Genomic DNA, 13322 nt, shown 5'->3' on the forward strand with positions numbered 1-13322 from the left:
AGAATTGCATGGGAATTGTTATTGGTGTTTTCTTTTTCCTATACGGTATTGTATTAGGATCATTTTTCAATGTTGTCGGATTACGTGTACCGAAAAAGGAGTCGATCGTTTCGCCTCCTTCACATTGCACCGTCTGTAATCGGAAATTAGGCGTTCTAGATCTTATTCCAGTCTTTTCTTATCTATTTTTAAAAGGGAAATGTAGGGGATGTGGTACGAGAATTAGCCCGATTTATCCAATCATGGAGCTGGTGACGGGGATTTTATTTGTGTTAAGTTACGCAATGCTCGGATTCAGTGGCGAATTAATCATCGCAATTTTATTCGTGTCGCTTCTTGTCATCATCACTGTGTCGGACATCGCGTATATGCTTATCCCTAATAAGGTATTGCTGCCGTTCGCTATAGTGCTTATCGGACTGCGGTTAATCATTCCCCTTGAACCTTGGTGGGATAGCTTCCTTGGGGCTATAGTGGGCTTTGGAGTACTCTTCCTCATCGCTGTTGTGTCGAAAGGTGGCATGGGTGGCGGGGACATCAAGTTGTTTTTCGTTATCGGTCTTGTGCTGGGTACGACAAATACACTTGTGACACTGTTTTTAGCGGCGTTCATCGGGTCTATTGTTGGGCTTATCGTGTTAAAACGGACAGGGCAAGGACGAAAAACACCAATCCCATTCGGTCCCTCGATTGCAGTGGCTGCTGTCATCTCTTATTTCTGGGGAGCTGATTTTGTCGGTTGGTATGGCAATCTATTCTATTAAGTCGATAAATTTATTGGAACAAGGCGACATACGTCTTGTTCTTTTTCATGTCCACTCTGATACGGTTAACTATAAAAGTACCTTGGTTAGGGCAGACTTATGCCCCAAGCAACTAGGCGCTAGATAAACTTAAAACGGGGTGGTCAGCAATGAAATTCGGAAAACGTTACTCGAAAGGGACAGTTTTCATGGCGATGCTTCACGGTGTCCTCATAGGTGTCGCAGCTGTTGCAGTGATTGGTCTACTACTTGCTGGGACCAAAGGGAAAGACGATGTAAAGACCAGCGGTAAAGAATTAGCCGCATCGGGTCCAGCACCTGTTGAAAATTCAGCAAAGCCTGATGAAGAGCCGTTACAATTATTTGCAAAACAGCATGGGGCATTCTCGTCCTCGGAATCTGCAACTCTATTTATTGCAGAAGATCCAACTCTATCGAAAGCGGCCGTTATAAAGGCGGCCGATAAATACTTAGTTTGGACCGCTGTTGGATTGACGGAAAATGAGATTGATTCTAGTGAGTCTGAAGGTACTTATCGGAAAACATTCAGGGCAGATACCTCATCCTGCGGGGCAATCGGTGCAGGGAAATTGCGTGAGGTCCTCATGCAAACAGAAATAGCCAAAATTAATAATTTGGACGAAACTACAAAGGAGGGGAAAGATGATGATAAGACAAAAGGTTTTTACAAGAATATTACCACCATTACAACATTTACGAAGGATTTACGTGTCGTTAGATTGCTTCTTCTTTCCCAGTATTCACATACAGAAAACTGCGTTAAAATCACATTTTGAGGCTTGAAAAGGGGTCGGATTTGAGTTGTGAGGATTTTGAGACAATTTTCACAAATCCTTTTATCCAGTATGATTGGCTAAAGGGGGAATTACTAATGAAATTTACAGTTGTTAAACCAGTTATTCTAGCTTCAGCATCTCCGCGCAGGAAAGAAATTCTAAGTTTGCTTGGCTTCCCGTTTACAGTCGTGCCAAGCAATGTGGCTGAGGATTTAGCTGTAGAAAATGACGATTTTGAAGGCTATGCACGGCAACTTGCCGCGATGAAAACGCAGGCAGTAGCGAATGATAAGCCCAATTGTATTGTAATCGGAGCGGATACGATTGTTGTGCATGAAGGCAAATTATATTCGAAACCTGAAAGTAAAGAACAAGCGCGAGCATTTTTAGAAGAGCTTTCAGGGGAAACGCATTCAGTTATAACAGGCGTTGGAGTATTTATGGATGATAAGATATGTACATTTTCCGTCCAGACAAAAGTTACTTTTCGTGAACTTGATGATATGTTGATTAACGCATATGTGGAATCCGGAGATCCAATGGACAAGGCTGGCGGATACGGTATTCAGACGGCTGGCGCATTATTGGTCGATAAAATTGATGGTGATTACTACAATGTTATGGGATTGCCAATTGCGAAGTTAACTGAGTATATGCGGAAGCTGGGCTTTATGGAATTGAATGGTGGTGTATCATTCATTGACAATTGATCTTCAGCCCAAAATGATGATTCGCGATGTACATATTGCGGACAGGCCACGTGAACGACTCATTAGACAAGGTGCGGAAAGTTTGTCCAATCAAGAGCTGATCGCGATATTGTTACGCACAGGTACAAAACAGGAATCTGTTCTTGTTCTTGCTAACCGAATCTTATCCTCATTCGATAAAATCCAAGACTTGAAAGACGCTACGATTGAAGAACTGATGCTGGTAAAAGGAGTCGGTAAGGCGAAGGCTGTCCAAATTCTTGCTGCCGCAGAGATTGGCAAGCGGATGTATCGTAAGCATTCAGAGGGACGATACACGATAAGATCCCCGGAAGATGCAGCTGCCTATTTAATGACGGATATGGCCTCACTCAATCAAGAGCATTTCGTAGTGCTCTTTTTGAATGTTAAAAATGAAGTCCTTCATAAACAGACTATTTTTATCGGTAGCCTCAACTCCAGCATAGTTCATCCGCGTGAAATTTTTCGCGAAGCAGTAAAGCGGTCTGCCGCGTCAATTGTAGTTGCGCATAATCATCCGAGTGGAAACCCCTCACCATCTCCAGAAGATATCGAAGTAACGAAAAGATTAATTGAAGCGGGTTCGATTATGGGCATCGAAGTTCTCGACCACGTTATCATTGGAGATCACCAGTTTTTAAGCCTGAAAGAGAAGGGTTATATGTAAATTTATTCTGAAATAATGCTTCGAATGGCACGAAAAATGAATAAGGGTACATGTGACGCTGTGAATTTGCTCTTCTATCCGTTATACTATGGTGTATGATTTCATGAATGCCGTAATTAACGGTTTAGCAGAAAGGAAGAACACAATTGTTTGGATTTGGATCTAGAGATGTCGGGATTGACCTCGGCACAGCAAATACATTAGTTTTCATTAAAGGAAAAGGCATTGTCCTCAGAGAGCCTTCAGTAGTAGCGAAAAATACACATACTGGTGAAATTGTAGCAGTCGGTAGCGCTGCGAGAAATATGATTGGTCGTACACCTGGATCTATCGTGGCAACACGCCCGATGAAAGACGGCGTCATTGCTGATTTTGAAATTACGACAGCAATGATTGAGCATTACATGAAAGAGGCAACGAAAACGTCGGGCGGAGCATGGAAGAAGCCAAACGTCCTAATTTGTGTGCCTTACGGAATTACTTCCGTTGAACAGCGTGCGGTTATCGATGCTTCACGTCAAGCTGGTGCAAAAGAAGCGTTCACAATTGAAGAACCGTTTGCGGCTGCAATCGGTGCAAATCTACCTGTTTGGGAACCTACTGGTAGTATGGTCGTCGATATAGGTGGCGGTACAACAGAAGTTGCGGTCATTTCACTTGGCGGCATCGTAACAAGCGAGTCAATCCGTGTTGGTGGCGACACAATGGATGGCGCGATTATTAGTTATATCCGCAAAATGTATAATTTGACTATTGGTGAACGGACTGCAGAAGCTATTAAAATTGAAATTGGTTCTGCAAAAGTAATCGGCGATACACAGAAGATGGAAATTCGTGGACGTGATCTTTTGACTGGTCTGCCGAAAACAATCGAAATTTCTTCTGATGAAATCGCAGAAGCATTGCGTGAGTCAATTGCACAAATCATTGATGGTGTGAAGAAGACGCTTGAAACAACTCCTCCGGAATTATCTTCGGATGTTATGGAACGCGGAATTGTGCTAACAGGTGGTGGTGCATTGCTCCAGAATCTTGATAAAGTCATTTCTGATGAAACACAAATGCCTGTTTTCATAGCTGAAGATCCACTTGATTGTGTTGCAATCGGTACAGGTAAAGCACTTGATAATTTTGAATTGATCAAAAAAATGCAAGGTAGATAAGTAAGGGAGGACATGGGCAATGCCGCGATTTTTTTCAAATAAACGTTTGATATTACTGCTCGTGGGCGTCATTATCCTTGTGGCATTAATTTCATTCTCCCTCAAAGACCGGCAGAATGCCTCCCTTCCAGAACAAGTTGTGAAAGATGTCGTCGGCTTCGGGCAGTCACTATTCTCGAAGCCGGCGCTTTACATAACAAACGTTATTGGGAATATTGATGGGATTTTGAATACATATGAAGAAAACAAACATTTAAAAGTAAGATTAAGCGAATACGCCTCTGGACAAGCCGAGCTGGCGGATGTGAAAGCTGAAAATGAACGTTTGCTCGAAATTGTGGGCAAAAAAGATGAATTGCGTGTGTATGAACCGGTTCAGGCAACGGTCATTTCACGAAACCCTGATCAGTGGGAAGAGAAAATCATCGTCGACAGAGGCAAAGAACACGGTATTAAAAAAAATATGGCAGTCATTACAGCAGATGGCCTAGTTGGAAAAGTTGTACTTGTTACAAAGTTTACTTCCACAGTTGAGCTATTGTCGACTGAGAATCGTAATTTCCGTGTTGCCGCAGTTGTTGCAGGTGAAAAGACTTACGGACTTATCGAGGGGTACGACATTAAACGCAGTGAGCTTATTATGAAACGTATTGACTCTAGTTTCGAAGTCAAAGTCGGTCAGAAAGTCCAAACATCAGGTCTGGGTGGTATTTTTCCAAAAGGGCTTTTAATTGGAGAAGTAACAGAAGTATCGACAGATGATTATGGACTGACGAAGTTGGCGTATATTCGTCCGGCTGCAGACTTTTCGTTGTTGGATCATGTCATAATAGCCAAGCGCTCAATAATCTTTGAGGATGGTACGGACGGTAACAATACAATAAATACTGAGGGGGAGGATGGATCATGATCCGATCCGTCATCCCTCTTATTGCCGTATTGCTGTTTTTCCTAGAGCCTGTATTCAGTCTGTTTTCACCGGTGAACATTGGTAGTGATAGCTATACGCTTGTTCCGCGGTTTGTTATCGTGTACCTTATTTTTATAGCTGTCTATTACAGTAGAAAACATGCAATCATTTACGGAATTGTGCTTGGACTCTTGTATGATATGTACCATATTGATATTATTGGATTATATGCATTTCTCTATCCTTTGATCTGCTTTATTGCAACACTAATTATTCGCCAAATCCACCGCCATATTGTTACGGTGATGTTCTTGGCCTTACTTCTGATTATCGTGCTCGAAGTACTATCATACTTTTTTGCTAGTCTCGTTTCATTGACATCTATTGGATTGGATGAATTCATTACAGGGAGACTTATTCCAACGATAATTGCCAACTCAATATTCGTTGGTATGTTCGGTTGGTTTTTCAAAACACTTATTTATAAAAGAGTAGTAGAGCGACAGGGCGAAACTTTGTAAAAGAAAATGCGGGGTGACGCAAATGACGAAACAGCAATATGTAACAATAAAAGGGACAAAAGACGGTCTTGTTCTTCGGCTTGACGACAAATGCGCTTATTCGGACATGATTGCCGAGCTCCGCAGAAAAGTGGAGGAAGACGGCTTGGAAGGACTTGCGGAAGTGCAGGTTCATACGGGTAGTCGCTACTGCAATGAAGAAGAATTGCGAGAGATAATGAACGCGATTCATGATTCTCCAAATTTACGTGTATCAAAAATCCAAAGTGATGTTATCACGATGGAAGAATGCAATAGAAAAGTACTTGAAAATCAATCTGAAACCTACATCGGCATCGTGCGATCGGGTCAAGTTGTGCAGGCAGAAGGGGATCTCGTTGTCATTGGTGACGTGAATCCCAATGGCCGCGTCGTCGCTGCGGGCAGCATTTATGTACTTGGTAGACTGAAGGGGATCGCTCATGCAGGATCGAGCGGCAATACGAAGGCTGTGATCGCGGCTTCTTGGCTTGAAGCAACACATCTTATAATCGCGGACAAAATGGAAACGATGACGGATGAGTTAACGATTTTGTCGGAACAACCGGAAATGGAATGTGCTTATTTGCATCCGAACGGCTTCATTGCCATCGACCGTCTGCAGGAACTCCGGATTCTTCGGCCTGGTCTGTCATCATTCAAAGGAGGAAGCTAGTTTGGGAGAAGCAATCGTAATAACATCTGGTAAAGGTGGTGTCGGCAAGACGACGACATCCGCAAATCTTGGAACTGCACTGGCTCTCCAAGGTAAAAAAGTGTGTCTGATTGACACTGATATCGGCCTCCGCAATCTTGACGTCATTCTCGGCCTTGAAAACCGTATCATCTATGATTTAGTGGATGTTATTGAAGGACGCTGCAAAGTTCAACAGGCACTCGTGAAGGATAAACGTTTCGAGGACGGTCTCTTTTTATTGCCGGCTGCTCAGACTACTGATAAAAACGCAATCAATCCTGAACAGATGAAAAACTTGGTTACTGAACTGAAACGGGATTATGATTATATATTGATTGACTGTCCGGCTGGAATCGAACAAGGTTTCAAAAATGCCATTGCTGGTGCTGACCGTGCCATTGTCGTTACGACTCCTGAAATTTCGGCCGTTCGTGACGCCGATCGAATCATTGGTTTGCTTGAACAGGAAGACATAGAACCCCCGAAACTGATCATCAACCGCATCAGACGGCATCTCATGAATAGCGGAGATGCACTTGATGTCAACGATATTACGACACACTTGTCTATCGACTTGCTCGGCATCATCCTAGACGATGAGAACGTCATCACCTCCTCAAACAAAGGGGAGCCCGTCGTCATGGATCCAGCGAATCCTGCAGCAATTGGCTATCGTAACATTGCGCGCCGTATCCTCGGCGAATCAGTTCCGCTTATGTCTCTTACCACGGGAAAACCTGGATTCTTCGGTAAACTTAAATCGATATTTGTGAAATAACCCTAAAACCCCTTGCACATATTTTTTGTGTTGGGGGTTTTTTGTGAATTTTAGGTGGTGAGTAGAGAGTTGGGATTAAAACGCAGAGGTTGGTATTACGTTTTTAAAGTTGATATTACATTCTCAAAGTTGTGATTAGAATTCAAGAGTTGACATTATAAGTAGCAAACATCGAATCATCAAAAGGAGGAGGATATTCATTGATTATCAAACCGAGGGGAATACCAAGAAAACTAGCTGCGCTTGCATCATTAGTTTCACGCTTGCCAGATTCTGCAGCGTCAATGCAAAAAGTTAAATCTGATTATAAAATGAGTCGTGCAGGCTTTGCTGGTGAATTAAAAGTTGATAAATTCCTGGAAGAGCTTGAATTACAAAGGCCACATTATATAATACATGATTTGGACATCAAAATTGGAACAAAAAAAGTCCAAATAGATACCATACTTTTTCACCCGAATTTCATTTTGCTGATGGAAATAAAAAATATGCGGGGTGAATTTTATTTTGATCCGAAAAACCGACAATTTTTTAGAGTTAATGATAACGGGAAAAAAGAAGGCATGCGAAATCCCGAAGCTCAAGTAAATCGCGCAATAAAAGCAATTAATACATTTCTCTGTAGCAAAGGATATGACGGTGTTGCTGAAGGGATTATCGTACTAGTCAGTCGTGCGGGAATCGTTATGAATGCGCCTGAGAGGTGGAAAACGATTCCTTTGGATTCACTTACAGAATTTATCGAAGCGCTGGAAAGACAAACAAGTAGTGTTTTTACTGATGATATCTGCAAAAAGTTAGCGCTTTCATTGTTGGATGAAGATAGGTCAGAAGCGATGAGTGGATTAACAACTTATTACGCTGTTTCTGAAAAAGATGTGATAAGAGGTGTTCGCTGTCCGGAATGCCACCAAATCCCAATGGAGCGTAAACATTCCCGTTGGTCGTGTACAAGATGCGGAGCAGAGTGCCGGAATGCTCATTTGGGGTCATTGCAGGAATATCGATTATTATTCGGACCTGAAATAACTAGTCGGCATGCTAAAGAGTTTTTTCAAAATGAATCTATGAACTTTACGATTAGGGTTTTGAATAAATCGGCAGTCCCGAAAGCGGGGAAGGTGAGATATCGATTATTTCATATCAGTGAAAAATTAACCTACTTAGAAGGCTTTGTTAATAAGGAGATGAAGCAGTAAACAGAAAGTTATCAATCAAGTCCTTGAAGTTGGGATTAGAATTGCGAAGTTGGTATTAGATTTGAAAAGTTGACATTACAATCCGCGAGTTGACATTACAAACAGAAAGTTGACATTACTGCTAAAGAAGATTGATTTAAATCTTCAAATTCCGTTCAACCGCCCATAATATTCCCCCCACCTACGTCATATACTAAAAAAAACGGGTGGTGTGACCGGTTGAAATGGAGAACGAAGTGGATGATGGCAATTGTGTTGACGCTCGGGGTGATTGGTGTGGCGAAGTTGGAGGATGCGGGCGTAATACGGGAACCTGTTACGCAGTATGTCACGTCTGGCAAGGACTTTATAGCGATGAAAAAATGGGTGGCAACAATAATTAAAGATCCGGCTGCTGACCAAATCGCGGTCATGGCAGATCCCCATCAGGAAGACCCTTTTTCCGCGTATGAATCAATGCAGCCATATAAAGAGGGTGTGATTGTATCCTATACACAACCGTTAACGATTGATGCGCAAGAGAACGGGCTTGTCATTTTTACAGGTTTCACCCGCGAATCGGGGAAAACTGTTACGGTGTTATATGATAGTGGAGATGAAGTGACGTATGGTTACGTTGGAAAAGTTGTCAAACTGCCGTATACAGCTGTGAAAAAAGGGGACACGCTGGCGCTAATGGATGAGGGGGCGATTTATCTGAAGGTAAAGCGTGATGGTGTGAAAATGGATGCGTCGCTTTTGCCGACATATCTTTCGGGCGGGGAACAATGAAATTTAAGCTTCATCCTGTTCTTTTGCCTTTTTTTCTATTTTTAATCATGACCGGCAGCATTTCGATCTACGCCATTATATTTATTTCGCTTCTGATTCATGAAGCTGGGCATCTCCTAGCTGCCTACCTTACTGGAATGCGCATACGATCCTGTACAATCATGCCCTACGGCGGCGAAATCGTTATTTGGAATAAACATATGGCACCAAGGAGAGATCGTCTCCTCGTCGCGCTCAGCGGTCCTTTAGCAACGTTGCTCCTTTTATTAATGGCGATTTGGATTCCATTTCCGGGTGACGACCAAGTTATCCGGATTCAAGTTGCATTGCTAATGCTTAACTTGCTTCCCATTCTACCGCTTGATGGTGGACAGGCAATATGTGCCCTGCTCGAAACAGAAGGTTCCGTTTATCGCACACGTTCGCTCGTTTTGCTGCATTCAATTCTACTTCTTTGCGCTAGTATTATCCTATTATCAATTGATATACCTAAGACATTGCCCTACATTCTCCTGGCAACGTTCCTCTTGCTTCAAAACATTTCCGCTTTTAGGTTCCGAAAATATGAAAAAGCATTTGCAGAAATAAAATTAAATAGGTTGACGTAATTAAATATACGTGGTAATATTCAAATGTTATTGTTTGTAGCACCCGTGCTACAACCGCGCTGATAAGGTACAAGTATCCGTACGGATCACCTTGGAAGGCGAGTCTGTAATTATAGAGGAGGTGCAAGTATGTACGCAATTATTGAAACTGGTGGAAAACAGATCAAAGTTGAAAAAGGCCAGGAAATCTACATTGAAAAAGTAGCTGGTGAAGCTGACGAAGTTGTCACTTTCAACAGAGTTCTATTCGTAGGTGGAGAAGACGTGAAAGTAGGCGTTCCATTCGTGGAAGGCGCTACAGTTACAGGAACTGTTGTTAAACAGGGCCGTGCTAAAAAAATCACTGTTTTCAAATACAAGCCGAAAAAGAACTATCACAAAAAACAAGGTCATCGTCAGCCATACACTAAAATCGTCATTGACGGTATTAACCTGTAAGCCGGCATGATCAAGATCATCATCAAGAAACAATCATCCGGTCGTATCAACTCTTTTGAGATGACAGGCCACGCTAATTCCGCAGAATACGGAAAAGACCTTGTCTGTGCAGCTGCATCTGCAGTATCATTTGGTGCTGTCAATGCAATTATTGCACTTACAGGCAAAACCCCTGAGATTCAACAAGGATCTGACGGTGGCTATTTGAAAGTCAGTTTTCCTGAAACTGAAGAAAACGATCACGATACACAGTTGATTGTAAAGGCGATGATTGTTTCATTGCAGACGATTGAAAATGACTATGGGCAACATATAAAAATTATTCTTAAATAGTAGGAGGTGGCATACATGCTACGTTTAGATCTCCAGTTTTTCGCATCGAAAAAAGGGGTAGGTTCTACTCGGAACGGTCGTGACTCTCACTCGAAACGTCTTGGCGCAAAACGCGCGGACGGACAGTTTGTTACTGGCGGCTCAATCCTTTATCGTCAGCGCGGAACGAAAATTCATCCAGGTGAAAACGTCGGTCTCGGTGGTGACGATACTCTTTTCGCAAAAGTTGACGGCGTCGTTCGTTTCGAACGTTTTGGTCGTGACAAAAAGAAAGTTAGCGTATACCCTGAAGTTCAGGAAGCTTAATATACGTACGACAGAAAGGACTGCATACGAATATGCAGTCCTTTTTCTTTTTTTCCGAGAGAAGAAAATGTGCTTTTTCTACTTAGATTGTTGTCTAGGCGCCAGACGCTCGCATTGCTTCAGTGGAAAGGGATTAGAACTGCATCCCTCTTACTTGATGAAAAAGCAAAGAGTGCCTTTATGTTCAAGCCTTCCAGCGCTTTTAGCGTCTAAACGGCGTCTTGCGCATTTCTAGGCAACAGATGCTATACTATATACATGAAAATTGTTGGCGGTGAATGGGAATGGGGAACAGTAAACTTACCACGGCGGAAGCGCTGAAATTTGCAAGACATGATTTTTTAAATGAACTTCAATTAGTCTTGCTCTACATCGATCTTGATAAACTACCGGAAGCAAAACAAAAGATTTTGGAAGCAACCAATCGTATGCGTGAAGTGGCATTATTAGAAAGGCTCGGACTTCCAGCCGTTGAGATATGGCTCACTACGTTCGACTGGCTATATGGTGCGTTTACAAAAACGATGACGTGTACAATAGCATCCGGCATCCGGAAAGCCGATGATGTGGCAGTTGCAACATACTTAGAACGAATGTTCAGCGAAGTCGAAAAAACACTAGACCCGAATTCCGAATATGAAACACAAATCGATGTGCAGGCATCAGCGGCAAGTTGGTCAATTACAATCACCGTTCATGCTCACTTGAAAAAAGATCTGTTAGAACCGGTGACACTCGGAAACATTACTGTTAAAGAGACACTTTCGCAAAATCAATGGATGTTCACAATTAGTGGACAATAGGAGGAAAATAAATGTTTGTCGATCACGTAAAGATTTATGTAAAAGGCGGCGACGGTGGTGATGGAATGGTTGCTTTCCGTCGAGAAAAGTATATCGCATATGGTGGTCCAGCCGGTGGTGATGGAGGACAAGGTGCTAACGTTGTTTTCATCGTGGATGAAGGATTGCGTACACTGATGGATTTCCGTTACCAGCGTCATTTCAAGGCGCCACGCGGTGAGCATGGTGGCAGTAAAAATATGCACGGGAAGAACGCAACTGATGTAGTTGTCAAAGTTCCACCTGGTACGATTGTGACAGATGCAGAAGATGGTTCAATCATCGCTGACCTCGTTGAACACGGTCAGACAGCAATCATTGCTAAAGGTGGCCGTGGAGGACGCGGGAATAGCCGATTCGCGACACCGTCAAACCCTGCACCTGAACTATCTGAAAAAGGTGAGCCGGGCGCTAATAAAGAAATTAACCTAGAATTGAAAGTGCTAGCGGATGCAGGACTAGTCGGCTTCCCAAGCGTAGGGAAATCGACGTTATTATCTGTCGTTTCCGCTGCAAAACCGAAAATTGCAGATTATCATTTTACGACACTTGTTCCAAATTTAGGAATGGTTGAAACGGATGATCACCGTGGCTTCGTGCTTGCTGACCTTCCAGGATTGATTGAAGGAGCGCACCAAGGTATCGGTCTAGGCCATCAATTCTTACGCCATATCGAACGGACACGCGTCATCATCCATGTAGTCGATATGTCCGGTCTTGAAGGACGTGAGCCATTCGAGGACTTCCTGACGATCAATGAGGAGTTAGAACAATACAACTTACGTCTAACAGAACGTCCGCAAATCATTGTTGCCAATAAAATGGACATGCCTGAAGCGGAAGAAAACCTTGAAATCTTCAAGGAAAAACTGAATGATAGCAACGCACTCATCTTCCCAATTTCTGCACTCACAAGAACTGGACTTGACGGATTGCTACATGCGGTTGCAAATCTACTTGAAACGACACCGGAATTCCCGATGCATGAAATTGAGGACGAAGACAAAGAGAACTCAGTTCTGTACAAATATGATGGAGAAGCAGAGTTGTTTAAAGTGGCGCGTGATGATGATGGCGCATTCGTATTGTCGGGCTATACAATTGAGCGTCTGTTCAAAATGACCGACTTCAACTTTGACCAATCCGTACGTAAATTCGCGAGACAATTGCGTGCTATGGGTGTAGATGATGAACTCCGTAAACGTGGCGCGAAAGACGGAGATACTGTGCGACTTCTTGACTTCGAATTTGACTTCGTAGATTAATCAGACTGAATGACTAAAAAATGACAAAAGCTACGCACGAAGGGGGATATCCTATGAAGCAGTTGGGGGAAGGTCAGTTTTATCTTGTAAGGGAAGACGTACTGACAGAATCGATGCTGAAAATGTTAGAAGCGAAAAGGCTTTTGGCAAGCGGAGAGGAATCGACGATACAAGATGCCACGAAGAGGGTAGGATTATCCCGTAGTGCATTTTATAAATACCGTGACACTGTTTATCCGTTCGAATCAATTGCACGTGAGCGTATCCTAACGATTTTCATTCAGCTGGAAGACCGTAAAGGATCGCTTGCGACATTGTTGCAGATTGTCTCTGAGTCAAAATGTAATGTGTTAACAATTCATCAGACCATTCCTGTTCAAGCGCGGGCTAATATTACTTTGTCACTCGATGTAACAGAAATGATCATAAAAATGGAAGAGTTCCTGCAACGGTTGAAAGCACCTGACTTTGTCGATTCAGTTGTCTTAATCAGTTCAGGTGCACTCTGATGGGA

General features: G+C 42.8%; 18 protein-coding genes and 1 other annotated feature. All 18 genes read left to right on the forward strand.

The window, feature by feature from the left end; all coding sequences use genetic code 11:
• Positions 1–8: 8 nt before the first annotated feature.
• The 18 genes from MKX62_RS16750 (at position 9) to MKX62_RS16835 (ending at position 13317) form a co-directional block, all read left to right on the forward strand.
• Positions 9–764: a prepilin peptidase gene (locus MKX62_RS16750; protein ID WP_340741918.1), complete on the forward strand. Its 756-nt coding sequence runs from the start codon at positions 9–11 to the stop codon at positions 762–764.
• A 149-nt stretch (positions 765–913) separates the two neighbouring features.
• A complete protein-coding gene (locus tag MKX62_RS16755; RefSeq protein WP_067208126.1) occupies positions 914–1561 on the forward strand; it encodes a hypothetical protein in 648 nt (215 codons plus the stop codon).
• A gap of 95 nt (positions 1562–1656) precedes the next feature.
• Positions 1657–2271: a Maf family protein gene (locus MKX62_RS16760; RefSeq protein ID WP_340741919.1), complete on the forward strand. Its 615-nt coding sequence runs from the start codon at positions 1657–1659 to the stop codon at positions 2269–2271.
• Positions 2272–2287: 16 nt separating this feature from the next.
• On the forward strand, positions 2288–2959 hold the full coding sequence (gene radC / locus MKX62_RS16765) for a RadC family protein (RefSeq protein ID WP_082786810.1): 672 nt from the start codon (positions 2288–2290) through the stop codon (positions 2957–2959).
• 146 nt (positions 2960–3105) lie between these two features.
• A complete protein-coding gene (locus MKX62_RS16770; RefSeq protein WP_067208132.1) occupies positions 3106–4122 on the forward strand; it encodes a rod shape-determining protein in 1017 nt (338 codons plus the stop codon).
• A gap of 19 nt (positions 4123–4141) precedes the next feature.
• A complete protein-coding gene (gene mreC, locus MKX62_RS16775; RefSeq protein WP_340741920.1) occupies positions 4142–5032 on the forward strand; it encodes a rod shape-determining protein MreC in 891 nt (296 codons plus the stop codon).
• On the forward strand, positions 5029–5553 hold the full coding sequence (gene mreD / locus MKX62_RS16780) for a rod shape-determining protein MreD (protein ID WP_067208137.1): 525 nt from the start codon (positions 5029–5031) through the stop codon (positions 5551–5553). Before mreC ends, mreD begins: the two co-directional genes overlap by 4 nt.
• A 22-nt stretch (positions 5554–5575) precedes the next feature.
• Positions 5576–6247: a septum site-determining protein MinC gene (gene minC / locus MKX62_RS16785; RefSeq protein ID WP_067208140.1), complete on the forward strand. Its 672-nt coding sequence runs from the start codon at positions 5576–5578 to the stop codon at positions 6245–6247.
• A 1-nt stretch (position 6248) separates the two neighbouring features.
• Positions 6249–7046 (forward strand): septum site-determining protein MinD, encoded by a 798-nt coding sequence (gene minD, locus MKX62_RS16790; RefSeq protein WP_067208143.1) that lies wholly within the window; start codon positions 6249–6251, stop codon positions 7044–7046.
• A gap of 200 nt (positions 7047–7246) precedes the next feature.
• A complete protein-coding gene (locus tag MKX62_RS16795; protein WP_340741921.1) occupies positions 7247–8245 on the forward strand; it encodes a nuclease-related domain-containing protein in 999 nt (332 codons plus the stop codon).
• Positions 8246–8464: 219 nt separating this feature from the next.
• Positions 8465–9016 (forward strand): hypothetical protein, encoded by a 552-nt coding sequence (locus MKX62_RS16800; RefSeq protein WP_156475998.1) that lies wholly within the window; start codon positions 8465–8467, stop codon positions 9014–9016.
• Complete coding sequence (locus MKX62_RS16805) at positions 9013–9624, forward strand: M50 family metallopeptidase (RefSeq protein ID WP_340741922.1); 612 nt, start codon at positions 9013–9015, stop codon at positions 9622–9624. The genes MKX62_RS16800 and MKX62_RS16805 overlap by 4 nt, the downstream gene beginning before the upstream one ends.
• A 42-nt stretch (positions 9625–9666) precedes the next feature.
• Positions 9667–9740, forward strand: a sequence feature (ribosomal protein L21 leader region).
• 13 nt (positions 9741–9753) lie between these two features.
• Positions 9754–10062, forward strand: coding sequence for a 50S ribosomal protein L21 (gene rplU, locus MKX62_RS16810; RefSeq protein ID WP_067208153.1), 309 nt, complete (start codon positions 9754–9756; stop codon positions 10060–10062).
• Positions 10063–10068: 6 nt separating this feature from the next.
• Positions 10069–10395, forward strand: a complete 327-nt coding sequence (locus MKX62_RS16815) for a ribosomal-processing cysteine protease Prp (RefSeq protein ID WP_338652754.1) — start codon at positions 10069–10071, stop codon at positions 10393–10395.
• Positions 10396–10410: 15 nt separating this feature from the next.
• Positions 10411–10701, forward strand: a complete 291-nt coding sequence (gene rpmA / locus MKX62_RS16820; protein WP_067208159.1) for a 50S ribosomal protein L27 — start codon at positions 10411–10413, stop codon at positions 10699–10701.
• Between the two features lie 284 nt (positions 10702–10985).
• Positions 10986–11504 carry a Spo0B domain-containing protein gene (locus tag MKX62_RS16825; RefSeq protein WP_338652752.1) on the forward strand — a complete coding sequence of 173 codons (519 nt, stop codon included), beginning with the start codon at positions 10986–10988 and terminating at the stop codon, positions 11502–11504.
• Positions 11505–11515: 11 nt separating this feature from the next.
• Entirely contained in the window at positions 11516–12808 is a 1293-nt protein-coding gene (gene obgE, locus MKX62_RS16830; RefSeq protein WP_338652751.1) for a GTPase ObgE, read from the forward strand.
• A gap of 53 nt (positions 12809–12861) precedes the next feature.
• A complete protein-coding gene (locus MKX62_RS16835) occupies positions 12862–13317 on the forward strand; it encodes an ACT domain-containing protein (protein ID WP_067208168.1) in 456 nt (151 codons plus the stop codon).
• Positions 13318–13322: the final 5 nt, after the last annotated feature.

The organism is Sporosarcina sp. FSL K6-5500 (assembly GCF_038005665.1).
Lineage (GTDB): Bacteria > Bacillota > Bacilli > Bacillales_A > Planococcaceae > Sporosarcina > Sporosarcina psychrophila.